Origin of the sequence: Prolixibacter sp. SD074 (assembly GCF_009617895.1) — a bacterium.
GTDB lineage: Bacteria > Bacteroidota > Bacteroidia > Bacteroidales > Prolixibacteraceae > Prolixibacter.
Genome location: NZ_BLAW01000001.1, coordinates 3,288,867 through 3,306,939, shown reverse-complemented (window position 1 = coordinate 3,306,939; position 18,073 = coordinate 3,288,867). Strand labels below are relative to the sequence as shown.

Genomic DNA, 18,073 nt, shown 5'->3' with positions numbered 1-18,073 from the left:
ATATCAGGCACATGCAATACGATCCGATCAAACGCGTTCTGGGAAAAGCTTTCAACCGGACGCCTTTTCTGCGCAAAGTTTTCTATTCCCTGCTCGATATGCTCTTACTGCGTGCCTGGCACGTGAGCCGTGAGCTAAAGAAATGGGGCAGATCACATTCCGGCAAAGAACTGAAAATCCTTGATGCCGGTTCCGGTTTTGGCCAGTATACTTATCGCATGAGCCGTCTTTTTCCGCTTTCGCAGATAAAAGGAGTAGATGTAAAGCAGGATCAGATCGCCGATTGTAACCATTTTTTCAGCCGCATAGGGAAGGGAGAGCAGGTGCATTTTGAGGAAGCCGATCTGACGAGATTTAGCGAACCGGAGAATTATGATTTGATTTTGTCGGTAGATGTGATGGAGCACATCCTGGATGACGAACAGGTGTTTCTGAATTTTAGTGCTTCCTTGAAGCCGGGTGGCGTGCTGTTCATTTCCACTCCTTCCGATCAGGGAGGTTCCGATAGCCACGATCACGACCATGAAGAAGATGTCCATGGTTTTATCGACGAGCACGTGCGCGACGGTTACGGTGTGACAGATATTCGCGAAAAGCTGGAAAGAGCCGGGTTTTCGAACATCGATGTTCGTTACACATACGGGAAACCGGGGAAAATCTCCTGGCGCCTTTCCATGAAGTATCCGATTCAGATGCTGGGTGTTTCGAAAATATTCTTCGTGTTACTGCCGTTTTATTACCTGGTTGCCTACCCTGTTTCAGCTTTGCTGAATTACTTCGATGTACACGGGAAGCATGAAACCGGAACCGGATTGATGGTGAGAGCCGAAAAGCCATCGAAATAAATAGGGAAAGCAATGAATCTGCCGTTATACATAGCCAAACGTTATCTGCTTTCGCGGAAGAAGACCAACATCATCAACATCATTTCCGGAATTTCCATTGTCGGAATGTCCGTGGGAACGATGGCGCTGGTGGTAGTATTGTCGGTGTTCAACGGCTTCGACGGCTTGATCAAATCGCTCTTTTCATCGTTCGATCCCGATTTGAAAATTACGGTGGCTGAAGGGAAAAGTTTTCAGGACAGCACTGCCGTCTTTCAACAATTGCGCCACCTTCCTGAGGTGGCCGATTATGCCCAAATCATCGAGGAGAACGCACTGCTTCGATACAGCAATCAGCAATACATTGCTACCATTATGGGTGTCAGTCCATCATTTCAGCAAATGAGCGGCATCGATACCATGTTGGTGGACGGCGACTTTAAACTGGAGGACGCCAATAACTATTACGCCGTGATTGGGCAGGGAGTAGCTTATTACCTGTCAGTCGGGCTTAATTTCATCAATCCCATCCAGGTGTATGTGCCGCAACGTGGGCGAACCTCAGGGTTGGGACTGGTAGGGAATTTCAATCATGATATTATTTTTCCTACCGGAATATTCAGTATTCAGCAGGAAATTGATTCAAAATATGTAATCGTGCCCATGGCATTTGCGCGTCGTTTGTTCGAAATGCCGACGGGTGTGAGCGCCATCGAATTGAAGCTAAAGAAAGATGCTTCGGTTAAGGAAGTACAGCAAAAAATCCAAACGATGCTGGGCGATAAGTTTGTGGTGAAAAACCGGTACCAGCAACATGATTACCTGTACAAAATCATGAAAAGCGAGAAATGGGCTGTTTATCTCATTCTGGTCTTTATTTTGCTCATTGCATCATTCAATATTGTAGGGTCGCTGACCATGCTGATCCTCGATAAGAAGGAAGACATCAACATTCTGAAAAGTATGGGCGCCAATCACAGTCTTATTCGTAAAATCTTCCTCTTCGAAGGATGGTCTATTTCCATCATTGGAGCTGTTGTCGGGACTATCCTCGGTCTGGCTGTCAGCTGGATCCAGCAGCAATATGGCTTGCTGAAGCTCACAGGCGGAAGTTCCTTTATTGTTGATGCCTATCCTGTCAAAATCATCTCCATGGATGTAACTGCTATTTTCCTCTCTGTACTGTTCATTGGGTTTTTTGCAGCCTGGTTTCCGGTTCGCTTTATTTCAGGTAAATACCTTACCAACGGATCACACTGATCGTACTTTTTCTGAAATTTCTTTTTCCTGTTTCGGGGAAACGGATGTACGACATCAGGCGGGTGTATTTTTCAGCAAGGGTGTAATGAAATGATAAGCAACTGGTAAAATATTCTTATATTCGTTTTACATATTCCTATTCTTAATTTAGCGCTTATGAAAATTCTGAGAGCCCTCTTTATATTTAGTCTGGCATTTGTGTTCGGTTGTCAAACCCAACACTTGATGCCGGAAGCTACTACTCCCGAACAAATAAAAGAACCGGAAACCGCCAAGATTGACAATGCACCGAAGATTGTGGTGAAAGAAGAACGCGTCAGTGTTCCTGCAGGGGAAGAAAAATCGCTCGCTAGCAAACGTTTTTATGTGATCCTTGGAAGTTTTGGTGTGTATCAGAATGCACAGAAGTTTAAAAGTGAGTTGATGCACGAAGGTTTTTATCCGGGAATTCTGGTCAACGAAAACGGGTTGTACCGGGTTTGTGTCGATAGTTACGATGATGAAAATACGGCCCGGAGTAAAGTTTCGGATATACGGAACAAGTATAGTGATGTCTGGTTACTGATTAAAAAGGAAGATTAAGAACATATTGGGAGAGCCTGAGCGATCTCTTTTTTTCATACCTTTCCCCCGCAAAATTTGCAATGATTTGAAAAGGGGTAATGCGGTTAATTATCTTTCTGGTTGTATTTTCTTTCCTTTCTAATACCGTTGACGGGCAGGGTTCGTTATGGGAAAAACTGAACTCACCTCCCGATAGCAGTTTTGTTGCTTCCTACCGGAACGATCTCATCGTTAGGTTATATACCTCCCGTAAATATATGGGGCAACAGTTCCTCGATGGTTCTGCATCAAAAAGTCTTAATTATCAACCCAGTAATAATTACCTGGTTGGCTTCGGTATTAATTACAAGCTGTTGGGCATTAATGCCGGGTTTAGCCTTCCATCGATGAGAAAATCAATGGACAAGTACGGGAAAACATCTTTCTTCGACTTACAGTCCCATGTTTACTTGCGGCGGATTACCTTCGATCTGTTTTCTCATGTCTTTTGGGGACAGTACCTGTCTAACAGTTCAAATATATTAACCACCCCCCCCGAAAGAGGCTTTTACTACGCCCGTCCGGATATTCGCTCCTATGCTGTGAACGCCGAAGTGAATTACAATTTCAATTACTCCCGGTATAGTCTCCGGGCGCCTTTTCTTCAGGACGAATGGCAGAAGAGGAACGCAGGAAGTTTTTTCGCAGGTGGCGGAATCTACTGGGACGGCTCGGATGCTGATTCCTCATTCGTCCCATCGGGGATTACTGTGCCGGATTTTTATGGTGGAGTGGATTTTAAATGCTGGGAGTTGCTGGCTTTAGCGGCAACTGGTGGCTATGCGTATACTTTTGTAATTGATAAACGATTCTTTGTCGTGCTCTCCGCTGTTGGCGGAATTGGAGTAGGACGGAGTATGCTTGCCGATATGGAAGGTCGCGATTATCGCACGTACACACCATTTTATAAGTTGACTGAACGTTTTGGATTTGGCTATCAGTATGGACGAATGTATGTTGGAGCTACATGTGTGAACATGGATATGCTGTTCAATTCACCGCTCGACAATGCAAGAATTCATTATCGCTCGGGAAATATCAGGGTCAATATTGCTTATCGGTTTAGTTTGAAAAAGAAAATAAAGATCTTGCCTGGTATGAAATAAGAAAGCGGAACGGATGTCCGTTCCGCTTTCCGGTAGTTTTATTTCGAGGCATAATGTGCCGGATTTAAGGCATCCGGACCCCAGTTCTTCAGAAAACCGGCTACTTTTTTGATGCTGTAGCCTCCGTCTTCTTCCAGATAGGCCGAATTCTGTGTGTGTATACGTTCCCCTTTGTCATTCAGGATAACCAATACCGGGAAACCAAAACGCTGCGGATAACCTAATTCGGCAAGCACGTCCAGATTTTTGTTTTCCTTGCTGTAGTTCACCATTACCCTGACATAGTCTTTTTCCATCAATTGATGAATCTCCGGGGTATTATCGCAAAATCCGTGGAATTTCACACACCAGGGGCACCAGTTACCGCCAATTTGCAGAAAAACGCTTTTCCCTTCAGCATGGGCTTTTTTTACAGCCTCAGCGATTTGTTCGGTGGCATTGGCTTGCGGGTCGTAGATATGTACCCCCTGTGCAAAAATCGGGTCAACGGATAGTCCGAGGACAAAGAGGAGTGCGAAAACAAGTCTTTTCATACGTAAATTTGATTTTATGAATTTAAAAAGCGCTATTCAAAACGATGAATCGGCTTTGAATGACCAGCTGATTTGACTGGCAATAATATGTCAAAGTTTAACGTAATATGCAATGGTAAGTTTCATGGTACTCATATTCCATGAATATTATTTCCGGAGAGTGCGAAGATTGTTCGTTGATGGGAATTAAATTTTTGATTTAAGCGAATTGTAAATGATGGCTAATTTATGTGGGGAGCGGAGTGCGAAGAAGGTGTATTATTATGTATGAACATATACTATTCGGAGAGCGGAAGTTATGTAAATATAATTTACAGTTACCGTTGTAAGTTGTTAAAAAAGAGTGGGAAGGTTATTGATTGGTTTCGATATTTACATTACGAATATTTCATCGATGAACCCCTGCAGAAGTGGAAAGTTCTTAACAAAAAACAGTTGAAAACTATCATCTGAAGTTGTCAATTATGGTACAAGCGGTACCTGGTTCTTGTAAAATTCTATTTGATGCGCCGGAGTGCGTGGGTTTTATTTTTATCTTTCGTTGTACATTTCCTGAGGTCATTTGAATATGAAAAGCAAACGCGAATCTTTAGCTAAAACCCGAAAAAGTGAAATTATCGTTTAAACGAAAAGCCATTATTGGAATGGTGCACCTGGGCGCATTGCCGGGCACACCCCAACATAAAATGAGCATGACCGAGATTATTACTACGGCAGTAAAAGAAGCTTTGATTTATAACAGTCACGAGCTGGATGCGGTCATGATTGAGAACATGCATGATGTGCCCTACATGAACCGGAAGGTTGGGCCGGAAATTATTGCAGCCATGACGGCTGTTGCGCTGGCTGTTAAGCAGGAAATTGAAATACCGGTAGGAATCCAGGTTTTGGCAGGGGCTAACACCGATGCTGTAGCTATTGCGAAAGCGGCCGGCCTTGATTTTATCAGGGCAGAGGGCTATGTGTTCGGTCATGTGGCGGACGAAGGTTATATGGATTCAGACGCTGCCTTTTTGATGCGCTACCGGAAATTAATAGGAGCAGATGACGTGGGCATTTTTACCGACATCCGGAAGAAACATGCTTCGCACAATATCACCGCGGACGTGGATCTGGAAGAAATGATCCAGGCTGCCGAATTTTTCCTTTCCGAAGGAATTATTATCACGGGTGCAGCGACGGGTAAAAAAGCCGCTATTGAGGACGTAAAGACAGCTAGACGAGCATCTAAGCTTCCGGTCCTGATCGGGTCCGGCATATCGGAGGGAAATATCGGAGCATACTGGCCGTTTGCCGATGGTTTTATTATCGGTTCATCGTTGAAGGAAGAAGGATCCTGGATGAATACGGTTGATAAAAACCGGGTCGGTTCGCTGATGAAAAAGGTAAAGTACCTCAGGGAAAATTGAGAGAAAAGCACAAAAAATAAGGCTGCAATCAAATTCACTGCAGCCTTTATATTTTAGGTTTCATGGGTTAATTATACCGTCATGATTTCCTGTTCTTTATTCTCGATCCCTGTATCAACATCTTTGATGTATGCATCGGTAATGATCTGGATCTCGTCAACGGCATTCTTCTCCATATCTTCCGAAATCTCCTTCTCTTTCAATAATTTCTTCAGGTAATCGTTGGCGTCTTTTCGCGCCGTACGAATACTAACCTTGGCATTTTCACCTTCGCGGTGTGTGTCTTTTACCAGTGCTTTACGTCGTTCTTCGGTCAACGGTGGTACATTAATGCGGATGATGTCGCCATTGTTATCAGGGTTAAAACCAAGATTGGCATTGATAATGGCTTTTTCAATTTCGGGGATCAATTTCTTTTCCCAGGGCTGAATAGCGATGGTACGGGCATCCGGGGTGCTGACGTTGGAAACCTGGTTCAGCGGAGTTTTCGAACCATAATAATCAACCATCAGACCATCCAGCATACGCGGATTGGCTTTTCCGGCACGAATGTGTGCCAATTCTTTTTCGAGATGCTCAAGCGCCTGTTCCATCCGGGTACGGGCGTCATCCAATATCATTTGAATTTCTTCGTTCATAGAGCGGTTATTTTTCCAAGATGTTGATATAAACAAATTTAGAAAAAATTGAAAGATATCAAAGTATTAAATGCGTATACTACAGATAATCAGTTGTTTTAATTGTGCACTAACGTGCCGATTTTCTCACCTTTCAATAATTTCAGCAGGTTACCGGGCGTATCCATATCGAAAACCACGATAGGAAGATTATTTTCCTTACACATGGTTGTGGCCGTTAAATCCATAATTTTTAATCCCCGATTGTATACTTCATCATAAGTAATCTCATCGAATTTGGTGGCTGTTGGATCTTTTTCCGGGTCGGCCGAATAGATTCCATCTACCCTGGTACCTTTCAGCATGACATCCGCTTCGATTTCGATACCCCTAAGGGATGAGCCCGTATCGGTAGTGAAGTAGGGGTTTCCGGTTCCTGCCGATAAGATGATTACTTCACCTTTCTCCAATGATTCAATAGCCTTTTCCCTGCCATAAAATTCACCAACGGGTTCCATACGAATGGCGGTCAGAACGCGTGTTTTAACGCCTGCGGCCTGCAAGGCAGAGCTAAGCGCGAGACTATTGATTACGGTTGCCAGCATACCCATCTGGTCGCCTTTTACACGGTCGAAACCGTTAGCAGCACCGCTCAGTCCACGGAAAATATTCCCGCCACCGATAACAATACCGATTTCGATTCCCAGGTCGACGGCTTCATTAATTTCATTAGCGTAATCAGTCAGGCGTTCCCTGTCGATACCATATTGCTGGCTGCCCATCAGCGATTCACCGGACAGTTTCAACAATACACGTTTAAATTTTCCCATGAGTGCGTCGGATTTTATTTCGGTAAATATACGATGAACCATAAAAACCGCCGAGTTTTCAAAATGCTTTTTCTCCGGTTTCGGTTATATTCTTCTGAAATAGGGGTTTTCAAAGCGATAGACATAAAAAAAGCTGCCTCGTTCGAAGCAGCTTTTCAGTATATTCGTTACCTTAATCAGGCATTCAGGGTGTAACGCTTGAAATCAGTTACGTTCAATTCTTTGTCGTTAGACGCGAGGAATTCGCGGATGGTCATTTTTCCATCTTTTACGTAAACCTGGTTTAACAGGGTATTTTCCTTGAAGAATTTATTCAAAGCACCCTGTGCGATTTTGTCAAGCATGTTTTCTGGTTTGCCTTCCTGACGGAATTTTTCTTTGGCAATTTTGAGCTCCTGTTCAACAATTTCAGCAGGAACATCATCTTTGTCAACAGCCACCGGGGCCATTGCAGCAACTTGCATCGCAATGTCTTTAGCGACTTGCCCGTCGGCAACTTCTTTCGAGAAGCCAACAATAGCTGCCAGTTTATTACCCGGGTGGATATAAGCGATGGTATCTTCAGCCCGAACAGTTTCATAAGCTGAGAGTTCCAGTTTTTCGCCAATGATACCGGTTTGTTCGGTAACATGGGCTTCAACTGGGCGGCCATCCATATCGAGAGCTTTCAGTGCGTCGAGATCGGCCGGTTTGTTGGCAATAGCCAAATCCAGGATCTTTTTGGTGAAAGCAACAAAGCCTTCATTTTTCGCAACGAAGTCGGTTTCGCAATTCAGGACAACCAGAGCGGCGAATTTTTTATCGTCCGATACTTTAGCGAGAGCAGCGCCTTCGGTTGCATCGCGGTCGGCACGCTTGTTAGCCACCAGTTTACCTCTTTCGCGAATGATTTCAATAGCGCGGTCGAAATCACCGTCGGCTTCGCCGAGGGCTTTTTTACAGTCCATCATACCGGCGCCGGTTGCTTTACGCAACTTCATTACATCAGCAGCAGAAATAGCCATGTTGAAATGATTTATTTAATTTTTTGAATGCGATTAATTTTCAGCTTCTTCGTCTTTTTTCTCTTTGGCAACAGGGGCTTCTTTAGCTTCTTCCTTTACGGGCCCTGCTTTAGGAGCTTCTTCTTTCACCGGCTCAGCTTTGGGAGCTTCTTCCTTTACAGGCTCAGCTTCTTTAGCTTCTTCCTTTACAGGTTCAGCTTCTTTAGCTTCTTCCTTTACAGGCCCTGCTTTAGGAGCTTCTTCTTTCACCGGTTCAGCTTTAGGAGCTTCTTCTTTTACGGGTTCAGCTTCTTTAGCGGCAGCTTTACGGCTTCCACGTTTTTGTCTGGCCGGTTGTTGTTTTTGTTGTTTTTCATCGCCACCTTCTTTTTCACGCTCAATTTTGCGCTCTGAAAGACCCTCTTTGACGGCTTCGGCCATTACACCGATAATGAGATCAATTGACTGAGAAGCATCGTCGTTTGCCGGGATAACAAACTCGATTCCTTGCGGATTTGAGTTAGTATCGACCATCGCGAAAACAGGAATATTCAGGCGCTGAGCTTCACGAACGGCGATTTTCTCTTTCATTACGTCAACGACAAACAGGGCAGCAGGCAAACGGCTCAGGTCGGCGATAGAGCCGAGTACTTTGTCCAGCTTGGCACGCTGACGGGTAATCTGCAGTTTTTCACGTTTTGAGAGGTTATCCCAGCTCGTGTCCTTCATCATTTTATCGATGGAGGTCATTTTCTTAACGGCCTTACGAATGGTTGGGAAGTTGGTGAGTGTACCAGCGGACCAACGCTCAGTAATGTAAGGCATATTGGTTTCCTTGATGTGCTCAGAAACGATTGTTTTAGCCTGTTTTTTCGTTGCAACGAAAAGAACTTTTCGTCCTGATTTGGCAATGGATTTCAACGCTGCCGCCGCTTCGTCGATTTTTACAATGGTTTTCTGAAGATCAATAATGTGGATTCCGTTTTTCTCCATGAAGATGTACGGAGCCATGTTCGGGTTCCACTTACGTTTCAGGTGTCCAAAGTGAACACCGGCATCGAGCAATTGCTTGAATTCTGTTCTAGGCATAAAAATGTTTTTGTTTACGTTCTGTTCAGGCAACCATCCGGTAGTCGGGCATTCCGAGTCCGGACAGTTTAGATGCTAAACAAAATCTGTTAATGATTCGGCAAATAAGATTAACGTTTCGAGAACTGGAAGCGTTTGCGCGCTTTCGGACGACCTGGCTTCTTACGTTCCACTTCGCGTGGGTCACGCGTCAGGAATCCGGCAGCTTTCAGCTTCGGACGGCTCTCTTCATCGATTTTGATCAATGCACGTGAAATACCAAGACGAAGCGCTTCGGCCTGTCCTTTCACTCCGCCACCGTCAAGGTTCACTTTGATGTCGTACTGGCCAGCTACTTCGAGCAGGTTGAGCGGTTGTTTTACGATATACTGCATTGTATCAACCGGGAAATATTCTGCCAAATCCCGTTTGTTGATAGTGATATTCCCCTTACCCTCGGTGACGTAAACACGGGCAACAGCGGCTTTTCTCCTACCGATTGCGTTAATGATTTCCATGTTTTTTATTTAATGTTATCAATGTTAATTACTTTCGGGTTTTGAGCTTGTTTGTCATGCCCGCTACCCACAAATACATACAGGTTTGTAAAGAGTTTGCGTCCCAAACGGTTTTTCGGGAGCATACCTTTTACAGCTTTTTCAACCAGTCTTTCCGGATGTTTGGCCAGAATATCTTTGGCAGTCTGCGTACGCTGGCCACCCGGATATCCGGTGTAGCGGATGTATTCTTTGGCATTCCACTTGTTTCCGGTAAGACGGATTTTCTCTGCATTGATAACAATTACATTGTCACCGCAATCAACGTGGGGGGTGAAGTTTGGTTTGTTCTTTCCCCTGATGATCTTGGCAACTTTGCTGGCAAACCGACCAAGGGCCTGATCAGTGGCGTCAACCACAATCCATTCTTTATTTACCGTAGCGCTATTTGCCGAAACGGTTTTGTAACTCAAAGTATCCACTTGCTTCTTTAATTTAATGAATGAAACAACATATTAACACACATGCATTTTCCCGGATTTTCAACAGCAGGTTGCCGGTTGTCCGGCACTGTTGCTAAGGCAGTTTCGCTGTCGTCCTCCATGCATGTTTGCAAGTACGGATGATAATCGGGACTGCAAAAGTATTTGTTATTTTTTAATTATACAACTGGGGTGGGAAAAATAACTACTACAAAATCAATACAAAAGATCATTTTATTCCGTAATGAACAGTAGAAAATCATTACGTCCTGAAGTTTTGCCTGAATTTGACAGCGGGAAACACCTCCCTTTCGTTGAAAGGCTTGATTATTGTAGCGTTTTTCGGGGAACTACACCAAAATTTACAACAAGATATAAACCCGCAGCATTCATCGATTTTTTTTCGATGGTGTCGTAATACAAATCGAACATGAATCCCAGGTGGGTTTGCGGGGTTATGAGTTTGTCGAAATGGTATTTCAGGTTGACCAGTTCGCGGTTCTCAACCGATGTGCCGGGATAACGGGCCGATACGTTCTGGTACAGTATTCCGCCGAAAGGCACATAAAAATGATGAGCCCGCCAATAAGCCGCCGTAATATTTCCTAAACGTGTGTTGACGTATCCGGAAAGCAATACGGCACTTCCCTTCGAAAAAGGAGAGATGGTATCGTCTTTCGGGCCGGTGGTGATAAACAGGTTGTCGTTGGTACCGATGTCTGTCAAAAATTGGCCGCCGGTTTTGTGGTTAAACATCACTCCGGGCGAAACGCTGATGTATGTCCGAACGCGTGAAGGCCCTGAATTGATCTGACCGCCGGAATGGGTACCGAAAAAACTCAGTGGGACAGATACCTGGTTGGTGTTGTTCTCCAATAGAGTCCATTTATTCATGGCCCCGAACGAGAACTTTTCCTGAAACGGGTCACCGGGCAAAATCATTTGTCGCCAGTTGATCCACATGTCGGCGTACCATTTTACCGTTTCGTATTTCACCTGGATCCCACCTTGTGGTTTATCGGTGTAAAACCGTTGCGGGTCGTAAACCGGTTCGGGCAGCATATGGTTCTCATCCTGATCGAGGTTTCCCATAATAAGAGTAATCGCTGAAGTGGGGTGATAACGGACCGTAAACCAGGGACTGATATTTTCGTAATCGGTGCGGCCGGTGTATTTTAGTATATGTACACCCAGCTCGAGGCGAAGTTGTTTCGAGGGATAATAAACTGCTTTGGGGCGAAACCACGCACCCAGGATGGTGGCACCCGTAGCTATTGTTCCCCTGTATTCGTTATTCTTAAAGAAGTTGGTATTGTCGAGCGCGAAATAGATGTTGCCGGTGGTATCGGGCAGGTAAGGCTCGGTGTACTGGAAAAAGGAATAATCATTCTGAGCGGAAGCCTGCTGAGGATCAATAAACAACATCAGGAGGAAAATTATCCCGGTAAAAATAATCAAGTGGGATAGCCAGGATCGAAGTGTCTGTTTCATATAATGCGTCGCAATTAAAAGCTTCTGCCAGAAGTCTACTATGTTTTTTGTCCGGCTGAAAATACATTTATTTTTCCTGCCCTGAAAGTTTTTCGCGGTAGCGGATAAATAAAAAACCCGGAACAGGAAAGGAAAATTCCAATGTTCCGGTTAAATTCGTTTTATATCGCAGGGTTATTGTTTTTTCAGTATGATCCGATCATAAAGGAACAGCAGAATCGTTGCGCCTAATCCGATTCCGAATATCACCATCCAAATATGAGATGGATGATATTTGTCCCAAAGGAACATCTGGAATTCGTGCATGTTCATATTCAGTTTGTGGGCTGCAGCTTCCAGAAAATCGTTTTGGGTAAACTTATGACTGATGGCCGGTAGATGAATGCCCCGGGCGACCATCTCGTTCCTGGCCAATTGCACTTTATCGGACATTTGTTGGTAAACGTTGCCGGAAATGATACCGGCGAAAAAGTTTCCGGCGGCTACCGGTAGAAACGAGGTGCCCATGTATAGTGCTGTTTTGTCGGGCGGGGCAATATGTCCGATGTATTCGGTAATTTTTGGTGAGCTCGACATTTCGCCAATGGAAAATATGAAAAGGGCAAGGACCACAAACATTCCGCTATGGGTCATCATCGACAAACCGATACCAATCGAAGCCACGAAGATTCCGGTTATCATGGCATTCAGCGGACGCAGTCGCATCACGATAGCAGAGATAATAATCTGGAACAGAATAATGGAGCCTGCATCCACATTAACCAAATATTCAGCCGGAATAGTTCCCTGTTCGGTCCCAAGTTTTTGTGCCAGCCAAGGCCATACGTTGGCCAGAAAATCATAAACAGGGGTGGTGTCGACCCACTGATCGATGAATACCGGTAGCGTGAAGAACAACTGGTTATACATGGTCCAGAACCCGGCAATAATGATAAGGAAGATGACGAATTTGACGTCGCTCAGTGCCACGCCGATATTTTTAAATGCTCCAACGATATTTTTCCCAAGAGGTTCTTTTACTTTTTCAGGTTCATCGTCGTGCCGGGGCTCTTTGTAGAAGAAGGTCAGCAAAACAAAATTGAAGGCGATAACCAGTGCCGAGGAGACGAATACATAATCCCAGGAAATTTCCCTGAAGTGACCAGTGACAAACGGACCAACAAAAGCCCCGATATTCACCATCATGTAAAAAATACCAAAACCAATGGAGGAAGTGGTTTTGTCGGTAGTTTTTGCTACAGTTGCCGAAACAATGGGTTTGAACAGGGCGGCGCCAAGTGCGAGATACAGGAAAATAGCAAATACGGAAATAAAAGAGTGGAAGAATGGCATAGCCAGGAATGCGGTCGTATAGACCGTATATGCAATATACAAGGTCTTTTTGTAACCAATTTTATCGGAAATGGCCCCGGTAATAACCGGGAGGAAATACAATATGGCTGTCCCGACCCCCATGATCCAACCTTTCTGGACCTGGGTGAATCCTAATGCTCCTTCATCCGTAGATTTGGTAAGGTAAAGTGCAAACATTATATAGAAACCATACCACGCCCAACGCTCAAATAACTCCATCGAGTTCGCAACCCAAAATGTGCGTGGAAATTTTTTAAAAACCTGAAGTGCCTTCATTTGTTTTGTATTTTTTGAGAGAACAATGGAGCCAAAATTATAAAAATATGCCAGATAAGTACGAAAAGGTGCTTTGTTGTAAAATGCTTATCTTGCGCAACTTTTAAAAAAGTAAATTCGCTATGGAGACTAGAAGAAAGCCCGATTGGCTGAAGATTAAGGTGCCGATTGGGACGAATTACCGTCACGTAAAAGGTGTCGTTCGTGATCACCATCTACATACCATTTGTACCAGCGGACAGTGCCCGAACATGGGGGAGTGCTGGGGAGCCGGAACCGCTACCTTCATGATTCTGGGGGAAATATGCACCCGTTCGTGTAAGTTTTGCGCCACCAAAACCGGTCGCCCGAAACCCCTGGACCCGAATGAGCCCGCCAATGTGGCCCGTTCGGTGAAGTTGATGAATCTAAAACACGCCGTGATTACCTCGGTTGACCGTGATGACCTGCCGGATGGAGGTGCCGCTCACTGGGTGGAAACCATCAACAAGATTAAGGAAGTGAATCCGGATACCACCATGGAAGTACTGATTCCTGATTTTGATGGAAAGCCGGAACTGGTGAAACAAATCATCGATGCGAAGCCCGATATCATTTCGCATAACCTCGAAACCATCGAGCGTTTGACTCCGCAGGTGCGGAGTAAGGCGGAATATAATATCAGCCTGAAAGTGATTAAGACGATTTCCGAATCGGGAACGGTTTCCAAATCCGGATTAATGCTCGGCCTGGGCGAAACCCTTGATGAGATTTATAAAGCAATGGATGACCTGGTGGCCAATGGCTGCGAAATCCTCACCATGGGACAGTACCTGCAGCCTACCAAAATCCATCTTCCGGTAGAGGAATACGTTCATCCTGATAAATTCCGTGCGTTGAAAGAAGAAGGATTGCGCCGCGGCTTCCGGATTGTGGAGAGCGGACCGCTCGTTCGTTCATCATATCATGCCGAACGTCATATCAGGCCCCGGGTGAATTAATTAATTTTACCGTACAATAGGTCGCTTATTATTTGACCGGATTATTACCCCTAAATCCCTGAAGGGGGCTTAAGCCTCCCCTTCAGGGAGGTTGGAGGGGAGAATTTTATTGGCCCGAATTTAGGAGTATAACCAAAATGAATCATAAAGTTCAGTATCTCGATTTCGGTGTAGCCGAATATAAACATACCTGGGATCGTCAGGAGGAGTTGATGGGGGAAACCATCCGGATGAAACTGGATAATAAAAATGCAGGGCCCTCTTCCCGGAAGGAAACCCCTAATTATTTGATTTTTGTCGAACATCCCCATGTGTACACGCTGGGGAAAAGCGGCGACGAACACAATCTACTGCTTAATTATATCCAGCTACAGGCAAAGGATGCCGCATTCTTCCGTACGAACCGCGGCGGCGATATTACCTATCATGGTCCCGGGCAAATTGTGGGCTATCCCATCATCGACCTGGAGAATTTCGATATCGGTTTGCGTCAGTATATCTATAACCTGGAAGAAACCATCATCAAAACCATTGCTGAATTTGGACTGGAAGGTTCGCGCGACGAAAGCGCCACCGGAGTCTGGCTGGATGTGGGCAAACCTACTGAGCGGAAAATTTGCGCCATCGGGGTGAAGAGCTCACGCCACGTCACCATGCACGGGTTCGCCTTCAATGTGAATACCAACCTCGATTATTTTCAGTACATTAATCCGTGTGGATTTGTCGACAAGGGAGTGACTTCACTGCAAAAAGAACTGGGCCAAGAGCAGGATTTCGAAGCCATTAAAGCGCTCGCCCGGCAGAAATTTGCCGAGGTGTTTGGTGCCGAATTAGTGTGAGAATTATTTGGCGTTCAATAACGGCTCGATATATTTACCCAGTTTTTTCGGCTGAAAGTGAGGGGCGAAACGTTTCACCGGTTTTCCGTTCCGGTCGACCAGGAATTTGGTGAAGTTCCATTTGATTCGTCTTCCGGGGAAACCGGGTTTTTCTTTTTTCAGGAATTCGTATAAAGGATGGGCGTTCGTCCCGTTCACCTCAATCTTGGAAAACATCGGGAAGGTAACGCCGTAATTTACCCGGCACGTCTGTTCAATACTCTCTTTGCCCCCGGGCTCCTGGTTGGCAAATTGGTTGCAAGGAAAACCGAGGATGACCAGGCCATCATCTTTATATTGCCCGTAAATTTTTTCCAGTCCCTCGTATTGAGGGGTAAAGCCGCACTTGCTGGCCGTGTTCACAATCAACACCACTTTCCCGCGGTAAGCGTCAAGTGTTACTTTCTCCCTTTCCAGTGTTTCGGCTTCAAAGCTGTAGATATCATTCATCGCGTCACATTTTTCTGTGAATTCAAAAACGCAGTAGGGCCATCAAAGTTCAATTGCCTGTTTGTTAGGGTAAATGGCTTATTCAGAAATAGAACAGATAAATTATTATCTCTTGCTGACAATGCTTTAATATGCAGTTGACTGCGAGGTGTATATGGGTTTTTAGTTCAAAACAGGATATTTTTAAAACCGGACATCGAATTGATTCCAGGATGAAAAATGAGCATCTTTGAAATCTTCAAACCGAAACAGAATACGCATAATGGCAATTGAAGTGGTCGAAGTCAGGACAACTAACGAATTGAAAGAATTTGTTGAACTTCCTTTTGATCTGTATCGTGATAGTCCTTATTGGGTCCCTCCCGTCAAAAGCGGGGAGCGAAATGCTTTGTTGCCACAGAAGAACCCGGCTATGCGCGATTGCGATACAATCTTGTGGCTGGCCCGTAAAGACGGCAAATGTGTGGGAAGGCTTGCCGGAATCATTCATCACAAGCACAACGAAAAAACCGGGGAGAAGATGGTTCGTTTTTCCCGCGCCGAGTTTGTCGATAATGCCGAAGTGGTCGATGGACTTTTCGCGAAAGCCGAACAATGGGCGAAAGAACAAGGTGCGAACGGCATTCATGGGCCGCTTGGTTTTTCCAATCTCGATCACCAGGGCATGCTCGTCGAAGGGTTCGACCATATTCCATCAGTGGTTTCCGAATATCATTTACCCTATTACCAGGAGCACATGGAACGGATGGGTTACAGCAAGGAGATGGACTGGATTGAGTTTAGGCTTTCGTTGGCCGGTTTTACGCTGCCCGAAAAAGCGGTTCGCATCAACGACATGGTGAAGCGTCGCTACGGCCTCAAAGTCATCAATTTCACATCGAGGAAAGAGCTCCACGAATGTGGCCAGCGGGTTTTCGAAATTTTAAACTCCGCTTTTCGCGATCTCTTCAGTGTGGTCGAATTAAACCAGGAAACCAGTAGTTATTATCTGAATAAATACATCCCGCTGCTTAACCCGAAATTTGTGAAAATGATTAAAGATGGTGAAGGCAACATCGCCGGGTTCATTATCGCGTTACCATCGCTCTCCAAAGCTTTGCAAAAAGCCAACGGCAAGATTTTCCCCTTCGGTTTTTACCACATCCGCAAAGCCCTGAAAAATCCGACCGGGTGCGATTTGTTGCTTACAGGTGTTCACCCCGACTGGCAGGGGAAGGGCATGGTCTCACTGCTCTTCTCCGAATTGTTACAGGAGCTCATTGGCAGCGGCGTGCAGCACCTCGAAACCACCGGCATGCTCGAAACCAACCACAAAGCCATCCAAAACTGGAAAAATTTCGACCATATCCAGCACAAGCGCAAACGCTGTTATCGTAAAAATTTAGCTTAGGGCGGCTTCACGGTCTGCGGCCTTTAGCGTACTTGCGTGGCCGTGGCCACCCCGGGTTTTCGTTCCCCCAGCACCCGGCCCATTGTTCAACGCCCCGCCGTTCGCGCCCGGACCCCTCCCCCGGCTGGGGAGGTTGGGAGGGGCAAAGCGAGTATGAAGGTTTCCGGTTACGCTTCGCCGTTTCTGTTAGCCTTCCCTGAAGACGCATTTTCTGATGCTGTCAGGTGAGGCCGCATCCCGGAATAGAGAAACAATTATTCAAGCCGGGAGTTAAGTAGAGTAGAGGCCAAAAAAGCAAGTTGAATGAAATATTTCGTAAAAATAAACGATGTAAGATCGACCGGTGAGCTGGAAGGAGCCTGGAACAACAACGACTCTATAAGGAGTTGCTGGCAAGATTTGAGTGCCCCGATGCGGGACCATTAAAACCAACCGAAATAAAGGGCAAAGACAATGTTCCGGTAGCGAGGTGCAGAAAAATTTATTCAAAAAAAAACAAACGATGGAAAAGGACAAAAATTTGGAACCTGGAAAGAAAAAGAAAAATTTTCAGGATAAAGCAGGGCAATGGATCGATAAAGCGGAAGAGTTTATTGATGATACCGGAGATAAAATACATGAGAGCGAAACGTACCGGAAAGCCGATAAATCGATTGAAAAAGCAACAATAAAAGTATTCCGGAAAGCCGGAAAATGGTGGGGAAAAGCAGAGCATTATATAAAAAACAGGGATACAAAATAATACTCATTGGACATATGTTTTTTAGTAAAAGCGCATCATACTACAAGCATAGTGTCTCGGGGCTATTTGTTTTAAAGTTTCAAATTTATTTGTCGTTAAACACGACCAGTAGCTTACCCTTTGCGCATTGATTAATATAAGGACAATGTTACGCTTCGCTGTTGTTGTGGTTCCTATCGTTTCTTTCGTTAAAAACGTTTTTGTCATTGTCAGCCTGAAGGGCTGAAAGTTCACAGCCCGGGGCAAGGCATCGCCGACGTATGTCGGGATGACGCCACCCCGGGATAAGATAACGGCGATG

19 protein-coding genes are annotated in these 18,073 nt (G+C 45.1%); 9 read left to right on the top strand and 10 right to left on the bottom strand.

Going from position 1 to position 18,073, the window contains the following annotated elements; genetic code table 11:
- The first annotated feature begins 11 nt into the window (after positions 1-11).
- From GJU82_RS14195 to GJU82_RS14180, 4 genes are all read left to right on the top strand, one after another.
- Positions 12-845: a bifunctional 2-polyprenyl-6-hydroxyphenol methylase/3-demethylubiquinol 3-O-methyltransferase UbiG gene (locus GJU82_RS14195; protein ID WP_153632750.1), complete on the top strand. Its 834-nt coding sequence runs from the start codon at positions 12-14 to the stop codon at positions 843-845.
- 12 nt (positions 846-857) lie between these two features.
- Positions 858-2,084 carry an ABC transporter permease gene (locus tag GJU82_RS14190; protein ID WP_153632749.1) on the top strand — a complete coding sequence of 409 codons (1,227 nt, stop codon included), beginning with the start codon at positions 858-860 and terminating at the stop codon, positions 2,082-2,084.
- 156 nt (positions 2,085-2,240) lie between these two features.
- Positions 2,241-2,666: an SPOR domain-containing protein gene (locus GJU82_RS14185; protein ID WP_153632748.1), complete on the top strand. Its 426-nt coding sequence runs from the start codon at positions 2,241-2,243 to the stop codon at positions 2,664-2,666.
- An 80-nt stretch (positions 2,667-2,746) separates the two neighbouring features.
- Entirely contained in the window at positions 2,747-3,793 is a 1,047-nt protein-coding gene (locus tag GJU82_RS14180; RefSeq protein WP_153632747.1) for a DUF4421 family protein, read from the top strand.
- Positions 3,794-3,831: 38 nt separating this feature from the next.
- Here GJU82_RS14180 and GJU82_RS14175 read toward each other — a convergent pair whose 3' ends face one another.
- On the bottom strand, positions 3,832-4,326 hold the full coding sequence (locus GJU82_RS14175; protein WP_153632746.1) for a thioredoxin family protein: 495 nt from the start codon (positions 4,324-4,326) through the stop codon (positions 3,832-3,834).
- A gap of 608 nt (positions 4,327-4,934) precedes the next feature.
- Here GJU82_RS14175 and GJU82_RS14170 point away from each other — a divergent pair.
- Entirely contained in the window at positions 4,935-5,735 is an 801-nt protein-coding gene (locus tag GJU82_RS14170) for a BtpA/SgcQ family protein (RefSeq protein WP_153632745.1), read from the top strand.
- 71 nt (positions 5,736-5,806) lie between these two features.
- On the opposite strand, the gene frr is transcribed toward GJU82_RS14170, so the two are convergent.
- The 8 genes from frr to GJU82_RS14130 all read right to left on the bottom strand — a co-directional run bounded on the left by frr (position 5,807) and on the right by GJU82_RS14130 (position 13,332).
- Positions 5,807-6,373, bottom strand: coding sequence for a ribosome recycling factor (frr, locus tag GJU82_RS14165; RefSeq protein ID WP_153632744.1), 567 nt, complete (start codon positions 6,371-6,373; stop codon positions 5,807-5,809).
- A gap of 98 nt (positions 6,374-6,471) precedes the next feature.
- The gene (gene pyrH, locus GJU82_RS14160; protein WP_153632743.1) at positions 6,472-7,182 is read right to left on the bottom strand and encodes a UMP kinase; all 711 of its coding nucleotides are present in this window, start codon (positions 7,180-7,182) and stop codon (positions 6,472-6,474) included.
- A gap of 176 nt (positions 7,183-7,358) precedes the next feature.
- Positions 7,359-8,186: a translation elongation factor Ts gene (gene tsf / locus GJU82_RS14155; protein ID WP_153632742.1), complete on the bottom strand. Its 828-nt coding sequence runs from the start codon at positions 8,184-8,186 to the stop codon at positions 7,359-7,361.
- 33 nt (positions 8,187-8,219) lie between these two features.
- On the bottom strand, positions 8,220-9,254 hold the full coding sequence (gene rpsB / locus GJU82_RS14150; protein ID WP_153632741.1) for a 30S ribosomal protein S2: 1,035 nt from the start codon (positions 9,252-9,254) through the stop codon (positions 8,220-8,222).
- A 110-nt stretch (positions 9,255-9,364) separates the two neighbouring features.
- Positions 9,365-9,751: a 30S ribosomal protein S9 gene (gene rpsI / locus GJU82_RS14145; RefSeq protein WP_025862475.1), complete on the bottom strand. Its 387-nt coding sequence runs from the start codon at positions 9,749-9,751 to the stop codon at positions 9,365-9,367.
- A 5-nt stretch (positions 9,752-9,756) separates the two neighbouring features.
- Entirely contained in the window at positions 9,757-10,212 is a 456-nt protein-coding gene (gene rplM, locus GJU82_RS14140) for a 50S ribosomal protein L13 (RefSeq protein ID WP_153632740.1), read from the bottom strand.
- Between the two features lie 327 nt (positions 10,213-10,539).
- Positions 10,540-11,703 (bottom strand): hypothetical protein, encoded by a 1,164-nt coding sequence (locus GJU82_RS14135; RefSeq protein WP_153632739.1) that lies wholly within the window; start codon positions 11,701-11,703, stop codon positions 10,540-10,542.
- A gap of 174 nt (positions 11,704-11,877) precedes the next feature.
- Entirely contained in the window at positions 11,878-13,332 is a 1,455-nt protein-coding gene (locus GJU82_RS14130) for an MFS transporter (protein ID WP_153632738.1), read from the bottom strand.
- A gap of 122 nt (positions 13,333-13,454) precedes the next feature.
- On the opposite strand from GJU82_RS14130, the gene lipA reads away from it, so the two are divergent.
- Together lipA and lipB are read left to right on the top strand one after the other, a co-directional pair.
- Complete coding sequence (lipA, locus tag GJU82_RS14125; RefSeq protein WP_153632737.1) at positions 13,455-14,312, top strand: lipoyl synthase; 858 nt, start codon at positions 13,455-13,457, stop codon at positions 14,310-14,312.
- A 128-nt stretch (positions 14,313-14,440) separates the two neighbouring features.
- Positions 14,441-15,151 carry a lipoyl(octanoyl) transferase LipB gene (gene lipB, locus GJU82_RS14120; RefSeq protein ID WP_255474016.1) on the top strand — a complete coding sequence of 237 codons (711 nt, stop codon included), beginning with the start codon at positions 14,441-14,443 and terminating at the stop codon, positions 15,149-15,151.
- Positions 15,152-15,154: 3 nt separating this feature from the next.
- Here lipB and GJU82_RS14115 read toward each other — a convergent pair whose 3' ends face one another.
- Positions 15,155-15,640: a glutathione peroxidase gene (locus GJU82_RS14115; protein ID WP_153632735.1), complete on the bottom strand. Its 486-nt coding sequence runs from the start codon at positions 15,638-15,640 to the stop codon at positions 15,155-15,157.
- A gap of 262 nt (positions 15,641-15,902) precedes the next feature.
- Between GJU82_RS14115 and GJU82_RS14110 the strand changes: the two genes are divergently transcribed.
- Positions 15,903-17,030, top strand: coding sequence for a hypothetical protein (locus GJU82_RS14110; RefSeq protein ID WP_153632734.1), 1,128 nt, complete (start codon positions 15,903-15,905; stop codon positions 17,028-17,030).
- Positions 17,031-17,532: 502 nt separating this feature from the next.
- Positions 17,533-17,772, top strand: a complete 240-nt coding sequence (locus GJU82_RS14105) for a hypothetical protein (protein WP_153632733.1) — start codon at positions 17,533-17,535, stop codon at positions 17,770-17,772.
- Positions 17,773-18,073: the final 301 nt, after the last annotated feature.

Coding starts and splice junctions, on each gene's coding strand:
- GJU82_RS14195 (WP_153632750.1), top strand. CDS start 12: ATGCAATACGATCCGATCAAACGCGTTCTGGGAAAAGCTTTCAACCGG.
- GJU82_RS14190 (WP_153632749.1), top strand. CDS start 858: ATGAATCTGCCGTTATACATAGCCAAACGTTATCTGCTTTCGCGGAAG.
- GJU82_RS14185 (WP_153632748.1), top strand. CDS start 2,241: ATGAAAATTCTGAGAGCCCTCTTTATATTTAGTCTGGCATTTGTGTTC.
- GJU82_RS14180 (WP_153632747.1), top strand. CDS start 2,747: ATGCGGTTAATTATCTTTCTGGTTGTATTTTCTTTCCTTTCTAATACC.
- GJU82_RS14175 (WP_153632746.1), bottom strand. CDS start 4,326: ATGAAAAGACTTGTTTTCGCACTCCTCTTTGTCCTCGGACTATCCGTT.
- frr (WP_153632744.1), bottom strand. CDS start 6,373: ATGAACGAAGAAATTCAAATGATATTGGATGACGCCCGTACCCGGATG.
- pyrH (WP_153632743.1), bottom strand. CDS start 7,182: ATGGGAAAATTTAAACGTGTATTGTTGAAACTGTCCGGTGAATCGCTG.
- tsf (WP_153632742.1), bottom strand. CDS start 8,186: ATGGCTATTTCTGCTGCTGATGTAATGAAGTTGCGTAAAGCAACCGGC.
- rpsB (WP_153632741.1), bottom strand. CDS start 9,254: ATGCCTAGAACAGAATTCAAGCAATTGCTCGATGCCGGTGTTCACTTT.
- rpsI (WP_025862475.1), bottom strand. CDS start 9,751: ATGGAAATCATTAACGCAATCGGTAGGAGAAAAGCCGCTGTTGCCCGT.
- GJU82_RS14135 (WP_153632739.1), bottom strand. CDS start 11,703: ATGAAACAGACACTTCGATCCTGGCTATCCCACTTGATTATTTTTACC.
- GJU82_RS14130 (WP_153632738.1), bottom strand. CDS start 13,332: ATGAAGGCACTTCAGGTTTTTAAAAAATTTCCACGCACATTTTGGGTT.
- lipA (WP_153632737.1), top strand. CDS start 13,455: ATGGAGACTAGAAGAAAGCCCGATTGGCTGAAGATTAAGGTGCCGATT.
- GJU82_RS14115 (WP_153632735.1), bottom strand. CDS start 15,640: ATGAATGATATCTACAGCTTTGAAGCCGAAACACTGGAAAGGGAGAAA.
- GJU82_RS14110 (WP_153632734.1), top strand. CDS start 15,903: ATGGCAATTGAAGTGGTCGAAGTCAGGACAACTAACGAATTGAAAGAA.
- GJU82_RS14105 (WP_153632733.1), top strand. CDS start 17,533: ATGGAAAAGGACAAAAATTTGGAACCTGGAAAGAAAAAGAAAAATTTT.